Genomic DNA, 13,190 nt, shown 5'->3' with positions numbered 1-13,190 from the left:
TTGCGGGAGGCGCTCGCTGAGCGCCGGCGCGCACCACCGCTGGCGAACGTGCTGCCGAACACGTCAGCTAAACGTTGCTTATATCGGTTGTTAGCAATGTGCATTGCACTCCCCACGAAAAAGCCGGTTCGAGGGGATGTCAGTTTCGCGTCATCTCATTAAGATCGCTTCCCACAGAGTGCCGCCTCGGTACCGATAAAAAGATTCTGGAGGGAGTTGTGCAGAAGCCAATGCTGCATTGGGCTGTGGCGTGCATTGCCGCGGCTTGCCTGGGCGCATGCGCGCCGATGGTGTCCACCGCTCCGGCCACGCTGGCCATCGACAACGCGACAGGCTCGTCGCGCATGCAATTGAAATCGTCAACCGAGATACGCCTGGAGACCGGCTATACGCGCACGCTTGCGGCCGGCTCCAGCTGGCAGCGCGTGGGAACGCTGTCGCAAGGCGCTGTCTATCGCCCGGTCGGCACGATCTTCACGATTGAAGGCCGTCAGGTCCACGAGGCCTATCTCGTGATCGCCGGTCAACGCCTGGTCGGGTTTTACCTGCCCGGCGAGCAGGCGTACTCCCCGCTTTCCACCGCTGTATCCATCACAACAGGAGAATCACAATGAAGGGAGTTTTGCGCGCATTGGCTTCGGCCATCGGTGTCACGGTTCTGATGGCGGGTTGCGCGTCGGGCGTGAAGTATTCCGAAATGGCCTCGTCGATTCCGACGGTCAAGCAAGATCAGGGGCGCGTGTACTTCTTCCGCTCGTCGTCGCTGATTGGCGCGGCACTGCAGCCGGACATCAAGCTGAACAGCGAAGTGGTTGGCCAATCCAAACCGGGCGGCTTCTTCTACGTTGACCGTCCGGCCGGCAAGTATGTCGTGTCAACGGCCACCGAGACCGAGAAGACGCTGAGCTTCGCGCTGGACGCCGGCGAGACAAAGTACGTGCGCACGTCGCCGTCCCTGGGTCTGATTGTCGGCCGCGTGGTGCCCGAGCTTGAAACGCCGGAAAAGGCGCAGGCCGAACTGCCCTCATTGAGCTTCGCGCCCAACGAGCCGCCGGTTGCCAAGAAGTAAGCTCCGAGACGTGAAAAAGCCCGCATAAAGCGGGCTTTCTTTGTTGGCGGCTACTGGCACAGCGCCGCAATCAAGCTTCAGCCTTCGATCGCGAGAACGGCGAGGTGATCTTGATCATCTGCACGAAAGCCTTCGGGTTGCCGGCCAGGATTTCACCTTGGTCCAGATAGCCCGATTCGCCGGTGTAATTGCCCACCAGGCCGCCCGATTCCGTCACGAGCAGCGAGCCAGCGGCCATGTCCCACTTGCTCAGGCCTTGCTCGAAGAAGCCGTCGAGGCGGCCGCAGGCGACGTAGGCGAGGTCCAGCGCGGCGGCGCCGGGGCGACGCAGGCCGGCACAGTTTTCCGTCATGGTCGCAAACAGGCGGGTGTAGTCGTACAGACCCTCGAGGTCGCGGTAGGGGAAGCCGGTGCCGATCAGGCAGTCAGCCAGCTTGTCGCGGCGCGTGACGCGGATGCGGCGGTTGTTCAGGAACGCGCCGGCGCCCTTGGAGGCGGTGAAGAGTTCGTCGCGCGTTGGGTCGTACACCACGGCCTGCGTGACGACGCCACGCTGCATCAGCGCGATCGACACACCATATTGCGGAAAGCCGTGGATGAAGTTGGTCGTGCCGTCGAGCGGGTCGATCACCCAGACGTTTTCGCTGGCGGTTTCGCCGTCGGCCCAGGATTGCCCGGACTCTTCCGCTAGAATCGCGTGATCGGGGTAGGCAGTCTTGATGACTTCGATGATCGCCGCTTCAGCTGCGCGGTCGACTTCGGTGACGAAATCGTTGTGTTGTTTGCGCTCGGTGCGCAGGCTATCGACGTCGAAGGACGCGCGGTTGATGACGGTGCCGGCCTTGCGAGCAGCCCGGACGGCGATATTGAGCATCGGATGCATGTGGGATCTCCGCGCCTGGCGCCGATTTTTCGGAAGCGGCCGCAGGCGAAACAACACAACGAATTGTAGAAGAACGAGCGGCGGGCCAATCTCGCGATCCTGCCCGCCGTCAAAAGAGTGGCCGTATTGTATATGAACCCCGCCTCCGGCGCCCCGCGAATTGCGCCAATGAGCACCCCGAACACCACCCCCGCCGACCCGGAAACGCTGCGCCAGCGCGCCGCCCGGTGCCGTTTCGTGCTGGTCGAGACCAGCCACCCCGGCAATGTCGGCTCCACGGCACGTGCGCTCAAGACGATGGGCTTTAGCGAGCCCGGCAGCTTCGTGCTCGTCCGCCCGCGCGAGGCCGACGCCCAACGCCACGCCGATGCCGTTGCCATGGCAAGCGGCGCCGATGACGTGCTGGCCGCGGCCCGCGTGGTTGACGACATTGGCGAAGCGCTGGCCGGCGCCTCGCTCACCATTGCGCTGACGGCCCGCCCGCGCGAATTCGGTCCGCGCCGCATCGGCCCGCGTGCTGCGGCAGAAGAAGTGGCCGCATTGCTGGCCGCACCGGACGCCACCATCGCCTTCGTCTTCGGCAACGAGCGATTCGGCTTGCCCAACGAGGTGGTGGAGCGCTGCCACGTCGTCACCCATATTCCGGCCAACCCGGCGTATGCCTCGCTGAACCTGTCGCAGGCGGTGCAGTTGATTGCGTACGAGGTGCGGATGGCGCTGCTGGCCGGCACCGGCACGGGCGACACGCGCATGGAAGGCGTCGGCTTTGTCGGCGAGCCAGCCACGGCCGAGCAGATCGACGGCATGTTCGAACATCTGGAGCAGGGCTTGGTCGAGATCGGCTTTCTCGACCCGGCCCAGCCGAAAAAGCTGATGCCGCGCCTGCGGCGTCTGTTCGCCCGCACGCAGCTGGAGACCGAAGAGGTCAACATCCTGCGCGGGATCGCCAAGCGCATGCTCGGCCGCCGTGCCGAAGCTACCACGCCGCCCACCGGCGCCGCCGACGACTGTCGCTGATTGCCCAGAAAGCTGCCTCCTGGCGGATCCAGCAGGGCGGCATTTCCTGCATGTCTGGTTAAAACCCTTGCCGCGGCGCGGTAAGGCAATGCCTTACACTGCCCTCAGCGCATCGCGCATATAGATATAACAATCCACACACCTCAAGATGTTCACACGCATTCGCGAAGATATCGGCGCCATCATGGAGCGAGACCCGGCCGCACGCAGCCGCTGGGAAGTGCTGACCTGCTACCCAGGTCTGCACGCCATCATCGTCCATCGGGTCGCGCATGCGTGTTGGCACGGCGGCTTCCGGTGGCTGGGGCGATGGTTCTCGCACCTCGGGCGCTTTCTCACCGGCATCGAGATTCATCCCGGCGCGACGGTCGGCCGGCGTGTGTTCATCGACCACGGCATGGGTGTCGTGATTGGCGAGACGGCCGAGATCGGTGACGACTGCACGATCTACCAAGGTGTGACGCTCGGTGGCACGTCGCTCTACAAAGGCGCCAAGCGGCATCCGACGCTCGGCAAGGGCGTGGTAGTCAGTGCGGGTGCCAAGGTGCTCGGCGGCTTTGTCATCGGAGACGGCGCGCGCGTTGGCTCCAACGCGGTCGTCCTCAAACCGGTGCCGCCGGGGGCAACAGCGGTTGGCATTCCGGCGCGCATCATCGAACGCGATGTGGCGACCGAAGCCCAGTCTGCGCTCAAGCAGGAGTTTTCCGCGTATGGCATTACGCCGGATGCGGACGATCCGGTATCGCTGGCGCTCAAGCGGTTGATCGACCACAGCGAGCTTCAGCAGGAGCGCATCGAGTCGATTCTTTCTGCGTTGGATCGCCTCGGCGCGCACCTGGAGAACTCGCCGAACGATCCCTTCGACGCAAGCCAACTGAAGCGGATGCTCAAGTAAGCGGCGGGCGCGCGCCGGCAGGTCAGGCCGTCACGGGCTCGACCGTGAGCGCGCCGTCCTGCAGTTTGAGGAAGCTGCCGCGCGGCTGCGCCTGATCGAAATCCCAGTCGGAAAGAACCCAGCGGTCACCGCTCAGCTCGTGATGCAGTTGCGGGCGGTGCGTGTGGCCGTGAATCAGCGTGGACGTGCCCGATGCCTTGAGCAGCGCATCCACCGCTTCGGGTGCAACGTCGCCCATCATCGCTGCAGCACGGGGCTCACCGGCGACATTGGCGGACATGGCGCGGCCGGCCTCGCTGTCGGCGCGCATCTTCTGCGCGATCTTCAGCCGCCAGCGCAGCGGCATCGCCAGGAATATCGACTGCACCCAGCGTTTGCGCGTCCAGTGGCGGAAGCGCATGTACGCCGTGTCGCGCGTGCAGAGGGCGTCGCCGTGCGCAAGCACGATGCGCCGGCCATCGTCCGCTTCGAGGAGGGAGGGGTCGGGCAGCAGCGTGGCCTGCGCAGCCTTCAGAAAACGCTTGCCGAGCAGGAAGTCCCGATTGCCGTGCATGAACAGCACGCGCGTGCCGGCCGCAGCGAGTTCGGCAAGCAGGTGGGCGATGTGCTGATGGAACGGATCAGCCAGTTCTTCATCGCCGACCCAGTACTCGAAGAAGTCACCCAGGATGACGAGCGTGCGTGCCTCGCGGGCGCGCGTGCGCAGGAAGCGCTCGAACGCGGCGGCCGTGGCCGGCATGCTGGCCGTGAGGTGCAGATCCGAAATAAAAAACACCGGCCCGGAAACCCGGACCGGTGTCTTCAGCGCGGAGGCCTGTGCGGCGTGCGCTGCGTCGATCATTCGATCACTTCAGCGCTTTCGATGATGACGTCTTCCATCGGCACGTCCTGGTGGAAGCCACGGTTGCCCGTGCGCACCGAGCGGATCTTGTCGACCACGTCCATGCCTTCGGTCACCTTGCCGAACACGGCGTAGCCCCAGCCTTGCGGCGTCGGCGACGTGTGGTTCAGGAAGTCGTTGTCGACCGTGTTGATGAAGAACTGGGCCGTGGCCGAGTGCGGATCGTTGGTACGTGCCATGGCAATGGCGCCGCGTTCGTTCTTCAGGCCGTTGTTGGCTTCGTTGTCGATCGGAGCCTTCGTGGGCTTCTGGTTCATCTTCTCGCCCGGCTCGAAGCCGCCGCCCTGGATCATGAAGCCCTTGATGACGCGGTGGAACACCGTGCCGTTGTAGTGGCCATCCTTCACATAGGAGACGAAGTTGGCAACCGACTTCGGTGCCTTCTCGGCGTCCAGGGCCAGGGTGATGTCGCCGTGGTTGGTGTGCAGCTTGACTTGGGTCATGGTGGATTCCTTGGGTAGGGCAAAAAGCGTTACTTGGAGACGACGGTGGCCGATTCAATCAAGATCGGCTTCACGGGCACGTTCTGGTGCGGGAACTTGGTGGTGGTTTCCACCGCCTTGATCTTGTCGATGGTGTCGGTGCCCTCGACGACCTTGCCGAAGACGGTATAGCCGTAACCGTCCTGACCAGGGTAGTTCAGCATGTTGTTGTCGACCACGTTCACATAGAACTGCGCGGTGGCCGAGTTCGGGTCCATGGTGCGCGCCATGGCGATCGTGTACTTGTCGTTCTTCAGGCCGTTCTTCGATTCGATTTCGACCGGCGGGCGGGTGTCCTTCTGCTTCATGTCGGGCGTGAAGCCGCCGCCTTGGATCATGAAGCCGTCCATCACCCGGTGAAAGATCGTGCCCTTGTAGAAACCGTCCTTCACATACTGAAGGAAGTTGGCGACCGTCTTCGGTGCCTTGTCCGGATACACCTCAACGGTGAAGTTGCCCATCGACGTCTTGAACTGCACGCGCGGCGCAGACGCGGTGGCTGCCGTGGCGGCGGTGGCCGTTACGGCGAGTGCACACACGAGTCCGGCAAAGAGAGAGCGAATACGGAGCATGGTCAGCGAGAGAGAACTTGGGGTGGGAAAAGCAGGATCGGCCGCGTCTTCTTATTGACGCTTGGCCGGCTTGGCGCTCACGCCGCTGGCTGCGGGCAGCGTGGTCATGGCGGGTTTCGACGCAGGGCGTACGCCCGGCAGATCGGGCAAGGCATCCAGGCGTGCACGCGCGGTAGCGTTCTTCGGGTTCAGCTTGATGGCGCTTTGGTACGACTGCGCGGCCAGGCGAACGTAGACATCGCCCAGATTGGATTGCGCCAGCGCATTTTCCGGCGCCACGCGGTTCGCCATGATCAGGCTGTCACGTGCACGAAGGAGTTCGCCCCGCTCGGCATACAGCGCGGCCAGGTTGATGTACGGCTCTGGCAGTTCCGGGAAGTCCTGCGTCATCTGGCTGAAGGCGACGATCGCGTCGTCTGCGCGGCCCAGGCCGGCAAGTGCGACACCGCGTTGGAAGCGTGCCTGCGCGTTGCGCGGCTGAGAGGCGACATCCTTGTCCAGCTCGGTCAGCGCCTCGGCGTATTGCTTCTTGGCCAACGCGTCGTCGATGCGCTTCTGGCGTGCCACCTCGGGCGCTTGCTGAGTGCTGGGCATCAAATCGGCCGGCAAGGCAAAGCCGGCGGTCTGGGCAAAGGCCGGTGCTGCCGAGATGGCAAGCAGGCTAGCCAGGGTTGCAGCGGTCTGACGCAGCGGTCTGTTCATGAGAATCGGTTCCGTTATACTCCGCCGCATTCTAACAAACCGTCTTTGTGCGCAGCAGCGGCCGTGCGCGCCAGGAAAGGTTCTTGACGGGGAGCATGCCAGGCACACTGGCAGGCGGTCCCGTCAGCGCAGTTCCGGTAAGATATGCCGCTAGTTTTGCAGGCGCCTCGCCGGCGCCGATTGCCTCCAATTTAGTCCGCCCGCAACGTTGTACCTCGCATGCGCGGCGCGCTGAGTCTCCCGACACCGCTTCATGGAATCACTCAAGATCTACAACACGCTCGCGCGTGAGAAACAGACGTTCGTCCCCATCGAGCCCGGCCGCGTGCGCATGTACGTGTGCGGGATGACGGTGTACGACTACTGTCACGTGGGGCATGCGCGGGTCATGGTGGTGTTCGATATGGTGCAGCGCTGGCTGCGCGCGTCAGGTTACGAGGTGACCTACGTGCGCAACATCACCGACATCGACGACAAGATCATCAAGCGTGCAGTCGAGAACGGCGAGACGATGAGTGCGCTGACGGGCCGCTTCATCGCTGCCATGCATGAAGACGCCGATGCACTTGGCGTGCAGCGCCCCGACCATGAGCCCCGCGCCACCGAATACGTGCCGCAGATGCTGAACATGATCGGCAGGTTGCAGACGAACGGCCTCGCCTATCAGGCCACCGACGGCGACGTGAACTACGCGGTCCGCAAGTTCCCCGGTTACGGCAAGCTGTCCGGCAAGTCGCTCGAAGACCTGCGTGCGGGCGAGCGCGTGGCCGCCAACGATGCCAAGCAGGATCCGCTCGACTTCGTGCTGTGGAAGTCCGCCAAGGTGGACGAGCCCGCCGAGTCGCGTTGGGCGTCGCCGTGGGGCGAGGGCCGCCCGGGCTGGCATATCGAGTGCTCGGCGATGAGCTGCGAGCTGCTGGGCGAGCATTTCGACCTGCACGGCGGTGGCGCCGATCTGCAGTTCCCGCATCACGAGAACGAAATTGCGCAGTCCGAGGGCGCGACCGGCAAGACGTTTGTCAACACCTGGATGCACAACGGCTTCGTCCGTGTGAATGACGAGAAGATGTCGAAATCGCTCGGCAACTTCTTCACCATCCGCGATGTGCTGAAGGTGTACGACGCAGAGGTCGTGCGTTTCTTCATCCTGCGCTCGCACTATCGCAGTGACCTGAATTACAGCGACGCCCATCTCGACGATGCGCGCCATGCGCTCACGCGTTTGTACACGGCGCTCAAGGATGTGCCGGCCGCGGCGGGTGCCAAGCCCGATTGGAACGAGTCACACGGCAAGCGCTTCCTGGAGGCGATGAACGACGACTTCAATACGCCGGTCGCAGTGGCCGTGCTGTTTGAACTGGCGAGCGAAGTGAACAAGACGCGCTCGGCGGAGTTGGCCAGCCAGCTGGCGGCGCTGGCCGGCGTAATGGGTCTGCTGGGCCGCGATCCGCACGTCTTCCTGCAGGGCGGTGTGTCGGCCGACGGTGTGGACGCGGCAGAGGTGGAAGCGCGTATCGAAGAGCGTCGCGCCGCCAAGGCCGCTCGCGATTTCGCCCGCGCTGATGCAATCCGTGCCGATCTGCTGGCCGCGGGCATCGTCCTGGAAGACAAGCCGGGTGGCGTGACCGAATGGAGACGCGCATGAACGCGGTGGCCAAGAAAGCCAGCGTAACGCGCAGCGCCGCCGCCAAGAAAACACCCGCGGTAAAGGTGCCGGCTGCGAAGAAAGCGGCCGCCAAGAAAGTCGACGGCGTAGCAAGCAAGACGTTCGCCGCCAAGAGCGCGGTTAAGGTGGCCAAGGCTCCCGCCAAGCGCGCGCCTGCGAGCAAGGTGCCGCTGCCAGAAACGCTCGCCGCCAGCGAGACGTTGCCGGTGCCGGCAGAAGTGGTGCTGTCGGGCCCACCGGAGTATTGGCAAGAAGCTTGCGCAGACTTGATGAAGCGCGACCGCATCCTGCGCAAGATCATCCCGACCTACGGGCCGGCGCACTTGGCTTCGCGTGGCGACCCGTTCGTCACCCTGGCGCGCTCGATTGTCGGTCAGCAGATTTCGGTCAAGGCGGCGCAATCGGTGTGGGAGCGTGTGGTGGCCGTGTGCCCCAAGCTGGTGCCCGCCCAATTCCTGCGTGCCGGTCAAGAGAAGCTGGCGGGCTGCGGTCTCTCGAAGCGAAAGGCCGAGTACATCCTTGATCTCGCCGATCACTTTCGCAACGGCACCGTACACGTCGCGAAGTGGGCCGAGATGGAAGACGAGGATGTGATTGCCGAACTGACGCAGATTCGCGGCATCGGCCGGTGGACCGCGGAGATGTTCTTGATGTTCAACCTGATGCGCCCGAATGTGCTGCCGCTGGACGACATCGGGCTCATCAACGCGATTTCACAAAATTATTTCAGTGGCGAACCCGTCACTCGCAGCGAAGCGCGCGAAGTGGCCGCCAACTGGGAACCGTGGCGCACCGTGGCCACGTGGTATATGTGGCGCAGCCTAGACACGGCAACCACCTATTGATCTGTTCATTTCGATGAAACGGAGCGCGTCGCCGGGCGGTCAAAATCCGGTAGAATGCGCGCCTTCAAGAGCCTTTCAGAAGATCCATGAAAACAACCTTCCTGGAGTTCGAGCAGCCGATCGCAGAACTTGAGGCGAAGATCGAAGAACTTCGCTTCGTACAAGACGATTCCGCTGTCGACATTTCTGAAGAAATTTCCCGCCTGGCTTCCAAGAGCCAACAGCTCACCAAAGACCTGTACGCCAACCTGACGCCATGGCAGGTCGCGCAGATCGCCCGGCACCCGCAGCGTCCGTACACGCTCGATTACGTTCGCGAGATCTTCACCGACTTCCACGAACTGCACGGCGACCGCACCTTTGCCGACGACCTGTCGATCGTGGGCGGTCTGGCGCGCTTCAACGGCCAGGCTTGCATGGTGATCGGTCACCAGAAGGGCCGCGATACGAAGGAGCGCGCGCTGCGCAACTTCGGCATGTCCAAGCCCGAGGGCTACCGCAAGGCCAAGCGCCTGATGGAGCTGGCGGACAAGTTCGGCCTGCCGATCTTCACGTTTGTCGATACGCCGGGCGCATTCCCGGGCATCGATGCGGAAGAGCGCGGCCAATCCGAAGCCATCGGCCACAACCTGTTTGTGATGGCCGGCCTGAAGGTGCCCCTGATCGCCACCATCATCGGTGAAGGCGGTTCGGGTGGCGCACTGGCCATCGCCATGGGTGACTCCGTGATCATGCTGCAGTTCGCCACCTACGCGGTGATCTCGCCGGAAGGTTGCGCGTCGATCCTGTGGAAGACCGCAGAAAAGGCGCCCGAAGCCGCCGAGGCACTGGGCCTGACGGCGCATCGTCTGAAGGCGCTCGGCCTGATCGACAAGATCGTCAACGAGCCGCTGGGTGGCGCACACCGTGATCCGAAGGGCATGGCGACGATGCTCAAGCGCGCGCTGGCCGAATCGCTGCGTCAGTTCCAGGGCATGAAGACGTCGGAACTCCAGGCGCGCCGTCACGAGCGCCTGATGGCTTATGGCAAGTTCAAGGAAACCGACGGTCGCTGATTCGTCGGCTGATCTCGTCAACAAGGTCGCACAACGCGTTGCCGCGTGTGCGGCCTTCGTTGTTTCTGGGGACGCTGAGCCGCCGACTGTGGCGATTGCCCTGTCAGGCGGGCGGGATTCCGCGGCGCTCCTGCACGCGTGTGCCGCGTGGCGCGACGCGGGCGCCCGCGTGCAGCTCGTGGCGCTCCATATTCACCATGGCCTGCATGCCGACGCCGATGTCTGGGAATGCGCGTGCAAGCGCATGGCCGAAGCGGCCGGCGTGGCGTTTCATGCGCGCCGCGTCCATGTAGCGGTCGATGCGGGGCGGGGCGTTGAAGAGGCGGCGCGCGAAGCCCGTTACGCAGCGCTCGAAGCGCTCTGCACGGAGACGGGCGCCTCCATTCTGCTGACGGCACATCATCAGGATGACCAGGCGGAAACGGTGCTGCTGCAATTGATGCGCGGTGCAGGTCTCGATGGCCTGGCCGCCATGCCGATGGCGCGGGCGGGTGCGGTCACGCTGCTGCGTCCATGGGTCGATGCACCGCGCAGCGAGATCGAGCTGTACGCACATGCTCACGCGCTCAGCTGGGTCGAAGATCCGTCCAACAGCGATGCACGCTACGCCCGCAATGCATTGCGTCCACTGCTCGCGGGCATGGCGGATCATTTCCCTGCGTATCGCGAGGCGCTCTCGCGCAGCGCGGCACATCTGGCGGATGCGGCTGCGTTGGTCGACGAGATTGCGCAGGCGGACTTGACCCAAATCGCGTCGGCGAATGAACTGAACGTGGCGGCGCTGAACGCGCTGTCCGTGCCGCGCCAGCGTGCGGTGCTGCGTGCGTGGTTGGCCGAGGCGGGCATGCGTGCGCTGCCAAGTCGACGTCTCGAAGATTTGCGTACGCAGCTCATCGACGCGCGAGATGACGGCGCGCTGCGCATTGAATTACCGTCGGGGCAGGTCAGGCGCTATCGCGGCATTGCATGGTTCGACGCCGGCGCCAATGATGCCCCCGAGCCGCGCACTGTCGCCATCGGAGCGGCGCTGTTCGAGCCCGCGCATCTGGCCGAGCAGCGCGTGACGTTGGGCGCGTGGGGCGGGACGCTCTTGTTTGCGCCCGTAGCAAGCGACGGTGTTGCCGCCCAAACCTTGCAAGCGCCGCTGTCGCTGGTTCCTCGCCGTGGCGGGGAGCGCATCGTGCTGCGCACCGGCGCGCCGTCCCGCGCGCTCAAACAGGCCTATCAGGAGGCCGGCATTCCGGCTTGGGAGCGCGAGCGCTTGCCGCTGCTTTATGCAGGCGAAATGCTGGTGTTCGCAGCCGGGCTTGGAATGAACCGAGCGGCCGTGCATAGCGGCGCGGGTTGGCAGATCACGTGGCTGGCTGGCGGCCAAGGTGCGCTCTGACACACTTCGTCACCGGTGATTTGCTTGCCGATCGATGCAAATTGCTGTATTTTCAAAAGCTTTTGCACCGCTCCGCCTCCTCCTGATCTTTCCAAGATGGCTCTCATCGTTCACAAATACGGTGGCACCTCGATGGGTTCGGTTGAACGCATCAAGAATGTCGCCAAGCGCGTTGCCAAGTGGCACCGTGCAGGTCACCAGATCGTGGTCGTTCCGTCGGCCATGTCCGGTGAAACCAACCGCCTGCTGGGTATGGCCAAAGAGATTTCGGCCCAACCCGACCCGCGTGAACTCGACATGATTGCCTCGACCGGCGAGCAGGTGAGCGTGGGCCTGCTGGCCATCGCGCTGCATGCCGAAGGCATCGACGCCCGCAGCTACACCGGCTGGCAAGTACCGGTGAAGACCGATTCGGCGTACACCAAAGCGCGCATCCAGTCGATCGACGACGAGCGCGTGCGCGCGGATCTCGACGCGGGCCGCGTGGTCGTCATCACGGGCTTCCAGGGCATCGACAGCGAAGGCCATATCACCACGCTCGGCCGTGGTGGTTCCGATACCTCGGCTGTGGCGGTGGCCGCTGCGCTCGAAGCCGAGGAATGCCTGATCTACACCGACGTCGACGGTGTCTACACCACCGATCCGCGCGTGGTGGACGACGCTCGCCGGCTGGATAAGATCACCTTCGAAGAGATGCTGGAAATGGCCAGCCTTGGCTCGAAGGTGCTGCAGATTCGCTCGGTGGAGTTTGCCGGCAAGTACCGCGTGAAGACGCGCGTGCTGTCGTCGCTGACCGACCCGCTGATGCCGCTCGATGTTGAGATGAACTCGGGCACGCTGATTACTTTTGAGGAAGATTCGAACATGGAAGCCGCCGCCATTTCCGGCATCGCCTTTGCCCGCGACGAAGCCAAGATCACCGTGATCGGTGTGCCGGACAAGCCCGGCATCGCTTATCAGATCCTGGGTCCGGTCGCCGACGCCAACATCGACGTCGACATGATCATCCAGAACCAGTCGGTGGAAGGCAAGACGGACTTCACCTTCACCGTGCCGCGCGGCGAATACCAGCGCGCCCTGGCGATCCTGAACGACAGCGTGAAGGCGCACATCGGCGCAGCCAGCGTGTCGGGCGACCCGAAGGTGTCGAAGGTGTCGGTGGTGGGTGTGGGTATGCGCTCGCACGTGGGCATCGCCAGCAAGATGTTCCGCACGTTGTCGGAAGAGGGCATCAACATCCAGATGATCTCCACCTCGGAAATCAAGATCTCGGTGCTGATCGATGAGAAGTACATGGAGCTGGCCGTGCGCGCGCTCCACAAGGCGTTCGAGCTGGATCAGGCGTAATCGTCTGAACCGGCACCGGATGGCCGGGGTGGCGACCCCGCAGGCCACAGATTCTCACCGCGTGTCATGCAGTTGTCGTTGACCGGGTGGGGTGAAGTGGCTAGAATACGCGCTTCGTTGCACGGGCTCCTTCGTGTGACGCAAGTTTGGGAGACGTGGCCGAGAGGTCGAAGGCACTCCCCTGCTAAGGGAGCATCCGGGCCAAAACCTGGATCGAGGGTTCGAATCCCTCCGTCTCCGCCAGTTTGGCGCTTCTCGCGGGAAGCGCACATAACAGGCGGATGCGAGTCGAGCTGACGTGACGGCTCGCATTGCACTGCACGTCAAAAAAGCCCGCATGGTTTGCGCCATGCGGGCTTTTTCTTTGTC

14 protein-coding genes and 1 tRNA gene are annotated in these 13,190 nt (G+C 63.7%); 10 read left to right on the top strand and 5 right to left on the bottom strand.

Annotated features, from left to right (window positions below):
* The first annotated feature begins 218 nt into the window (after positions 1-218).
* The gene (locus ABIC76_RS19505; protein ID WP_502947871.1) at positions 219-614 is read left to right on the top strand and encodes a hypothetical protein; all 396 of its coding nucleotides are present in this window, start codon (positions 219-221) and stop codon (positions 612-614) included.
* A complete protein-coding gene (locus tag ABIC76_RS19500; protein WP_102066970.1) occupies positions 611-1,069 on the top strand; it encodes a DUF2846 domain-containing protein in 459 nt (152 codons plus the stop codon). The genes ABIC76_RS19505 and ABIC76_RS19500 overlap by 4 nt, the downstream gene beginning before the upstream one ends.
* 70 nt (positions 1,070-1,139) lie before the next feature.
* Here the strand turns inward: ABIC76_RS19500 and ABIC76_RS19495 are convergent, their stop codons facing one another.
* A complete protein-coding gene (locus ABIC76_RS19495) occupies positions 1,140-1,952 on the bottom strand; it encodes an inositol monophosphatase family protein (RefSeq protein WP_012435285.1) in 813 nt (270 codons plus the stop codon).
* Positions 1,953-2,084: 132 nt separating this feature from the next.
* Between ABIC76_RS19495 and ABIC76_RS19490 the strand changes: the two genes are divergently transcribed.
* Both ABIC76_RS19490 and cysE read left to right on the top strand, forming a co-directional pair.
* Positions 2,085-2,969: an RNA methyltransferase gene (locus ABIC76_RS19490; RefSeq protein WP_502947870.1), complete on the top strand. Its 885-nt coding sequence runs from the start codon at positions 2,085-2,087 to the stop codon at positions 2,967-2,969.
* 148 nt (positions 2,970-3,117) lie between these two features.
* The gene (cysE, locus tag ABIC76_RS19485; protein ID WP_116574831.1) at positions 3,118-3,864 is read left to right on the top strand and encodes a serine O-acetyltransferase; all 747 of its coding nucleotides are present in this window, start codon (positions 3,118-3,120) and stop codon (positions 3,862-3,864) included.
* A gap of 22 nt (positions 3,865-3,886) precedes the next feature.
* Here cysE and ABIC76_RS19480 read toward each other — a convergent pair whose 3' ends face one another.
* From ABIC76_RS19480 to ABIC76_RS19465, 4 genes are read right to left on the bottom strand one after another with little or no spacing between them, the layout of a single operon-like run.
* A complete protein-coding gene (locus ABIC76_RS19480) occupies positions 3,887-4,705 on the bottom strand; it encodes a UDP-2,3-diacylglucosamine diphosphatase (RefSeq protein ID WP_354534946.1) in 819 nt (272 codons plus the stop codon).
* Positions 4,702-5,208, bottom strand: a complete 507-nt coding sequence (locus tag ABIC76_RS19475; protein ID WP_027677677.1) for a peptidylprolyl isomerase — start codon at positions 5,206-5,208, stop codon at positions 4,702-4,704. The genes ABIC76_RS19480 and ABIC76_RS19475 overlap by 4 nt, the downstream gene beginning before the upstream one ends.
* Before the next feature lie 29 nt (positions 5,209-5,237).
* Entirely contained in the window at positions 5,238-5,819 is a 582-nt protein-coding gene (locus ABIC76_RS19470) for a peptidylprolyl isomerase (RefSeq protein ID WP_102066974.1), read from the bottom strand.
* A 51-nt stretch (positions 5,820-5,870) separates the two neighbouring features.
* Entirely contained in the window at positions 5,871-6,521 is a 651-nt protein-coding gene (locus ABIC76_RS19465; RefSeq protein WP_354534945.1) for a tetratricopeptide repeat protein, read from the bottom strand.
* A gap of 253 nt (positions 6,522-6,774) precedes the next feature.
* Here ABIC76_RS19465 and cysS point away from each other — a divergent pair, with 253 nt between their 5' ends.
* The 6 genes from cysS (at position 6,775) to ABIC76_RS19435 (ending at position 13,064) form a co-directional block, all read left to right on the top strand.
* Positions 6,775-8,166: a cysteine--tRNA ligase gene (cysS, locus tag ABIC76_RS19460; protein WP_354534944.1), complete on the top strand. Its 1,392-nt coding sequence runs from the start codon at positions 6,775-6,777 to the stop codon at positions 8,164-8,166.
* Complete coding sequence (locus tag ABIC76_RS19455) at positions 8,151-9,032, top strand: DNA-3-methyladenine glycosylase family protein (protein WP_354534943.1); 882 nt, start codon at positions 8,151-8,153, stop codon at positions 9,030-9,032. The genes cysS and ABIC76_RS19455 overlap by 16 nt, the downstream gene beginning before the upstream one ends.
* An 86-nt stretch (positions 9,033-9,118) precedes the next feature.
* Positions 9,119-10,087 carry an acetyl-CoA carboxylase carboxyltransferase subunit alpha gene (locus tag ABIC76_RS19450; protein WP_027677672.1) on the top strand — a complete coding sequence of 323 codons (969 nt, stop codon included), beginning with the start codon at positions 9,119-9,121 and terminating at the stop codon, positions 10,085-10,087.
* Positions 10,056-11,474: a tRNA lysidine(34) synthetase TilS gene (tilS, locus tag ABIC76_RS19445; protein ID WP_354534942.1), complete on the top strand. Its 1,419-nt coding sequence runs from the start codon at positions 10,056-10,058 to the stop codon at positions 11,472-11,474. Before ABIC76_RS19450 ends, tilS begins: the two co-directional genes overlap by 32 nt.
* A 96-nt stretch (positions 11,475-11,570) precedes the next feature.
* Positions 11,571-12,821: an aspartate kinase gene (locus tag ABIC76_RS19440; protein ID WP_009238446.1), complete on the top strand. Its 1,251-nt coding sequence runs from the start codon at positions 11,571-11,573 to the stop codon at positions 12,819-12,821.
* Positions 12,822-12,970: 149 nt separating this feature from the next.
* Positions 12,971-13,064 (top strand) — tRNA-Ser (locus ABIC76_RS19435).
* The last annotated feature ends 126 nt before the right edge of the window (positions 13,065-13,190 follow it).

This window comes from Ralstonia sp. 1138 (genome assembly GCF_040544795.1).
GTDB lineage: Bacteria > Pseudomonadota > Gammaproteobacteria > Burkholderiales > Burkholderiaceae > Ralstonia > Ralstonia flatus.
Note: the sequence above shows the minus strand (reverse complement) of the source record. Positions and strands in the feature narration are given on the sequence as shown.

What these genes read in the sequence shown, in the direction of transcription:
- ABIC76_RS19500 (WP_102066970.1), top strand. Translation starts at nt 611, where the DNA reads ATGAAGGGAGTTTTGCGCGCATTGGCTTCGGCCATCGGTGTCACGGTT.
- ABIC76_RS19495 (WP_012435285.1), bottom strand. Translation starts at nt 1,952, where the DNA reads ATGCATCCGATGCTCAATATCGCCGTCCGGGCTGCTCGCAAGGCCGGC.
- ABIC76_RS19490 (WP_502947870.1), top strand. Translation starts at nt 2,085, where the DNA reads ATGAACCCCGCCTCCGGCGCCCCGCGAATTGCGCCAATGAGCACCCCG.
- cysE (WP_116574831.1), top strand. Translation starts at nt 3,118, where the DNA reads ATGTTCACACGCATTCGCGAAGATATCGGCGCCATCATGGAGCGAGAC.
- ABIC76_RS19480 (WP_354534946.1), bottom strand. Translation starts at nt 4,705, where the DNA reads ATGATCGACGCAGCGCACGCCGCACAGGCCTCCGCGCTGAAGACACCG.
- ABIC76_RS19475 (WP_027677677.1), bottom strand. Translation starts at nt 5,208, where the DNA reads ATGACCCAAGTCAAGCTGCACACCAACCACGGCGACATCACCCTGGCC.
- ABIC76_RS19470 (WP_102066974.1), bottom strand. Translation starts at nt 5,819, where the DNA reads ATGCTCCGTATTCGCTCTCTCTTTGCCGGACTCGTGTGTGCACTCGCC.
- ABIC76_RS19465 (WP_354534945.1), bottom strand. Translation starts at nt 6,521, where the DNA reads ATGAACAGACCGCTGCGTCAGACCGCTGCAACCCTGGCTAGCCTGCTT.
- cysS (WP_354534944.1), top strand. Translation starts at nt 6,775, where the DNA reads ATGGAATCACTCAAGATCTACAACACGCTCGCGCGTGAGAAACAGACG.
- ABIC76_RS19455 (WP_354534943.1), top strand. Translation starts at nt 8,151, where the DNA reads ATGGAGACGCGCATGAACGCGGTGGCCAAGAAAGCCAGCGTAACGCGC.
- ABIC76_RS19450 (WP_027677672.1), top strand. Translation starts at nt 9,119, where the DNA reads ATGAAAACAACCTTCCTGGAGTTCGAGCAGCCGATCGCAGAACTTGAG.
- tilS (WP_354534942.1), top strand. Translation starts at nt 10,056, where the DNA reads ATGGCAAGTTCAAGGAAACCGACGGTCGCTGATTCGTCGGCTGATCTC.
- ABIC76_RS19440 (WP_009238446.1), top strand. Translation starts at nt 11,571, where the DNA reads ATGGCTCTCATCGTTCACAAATACGGTGGCACCTCGATGGGTTCGGTT.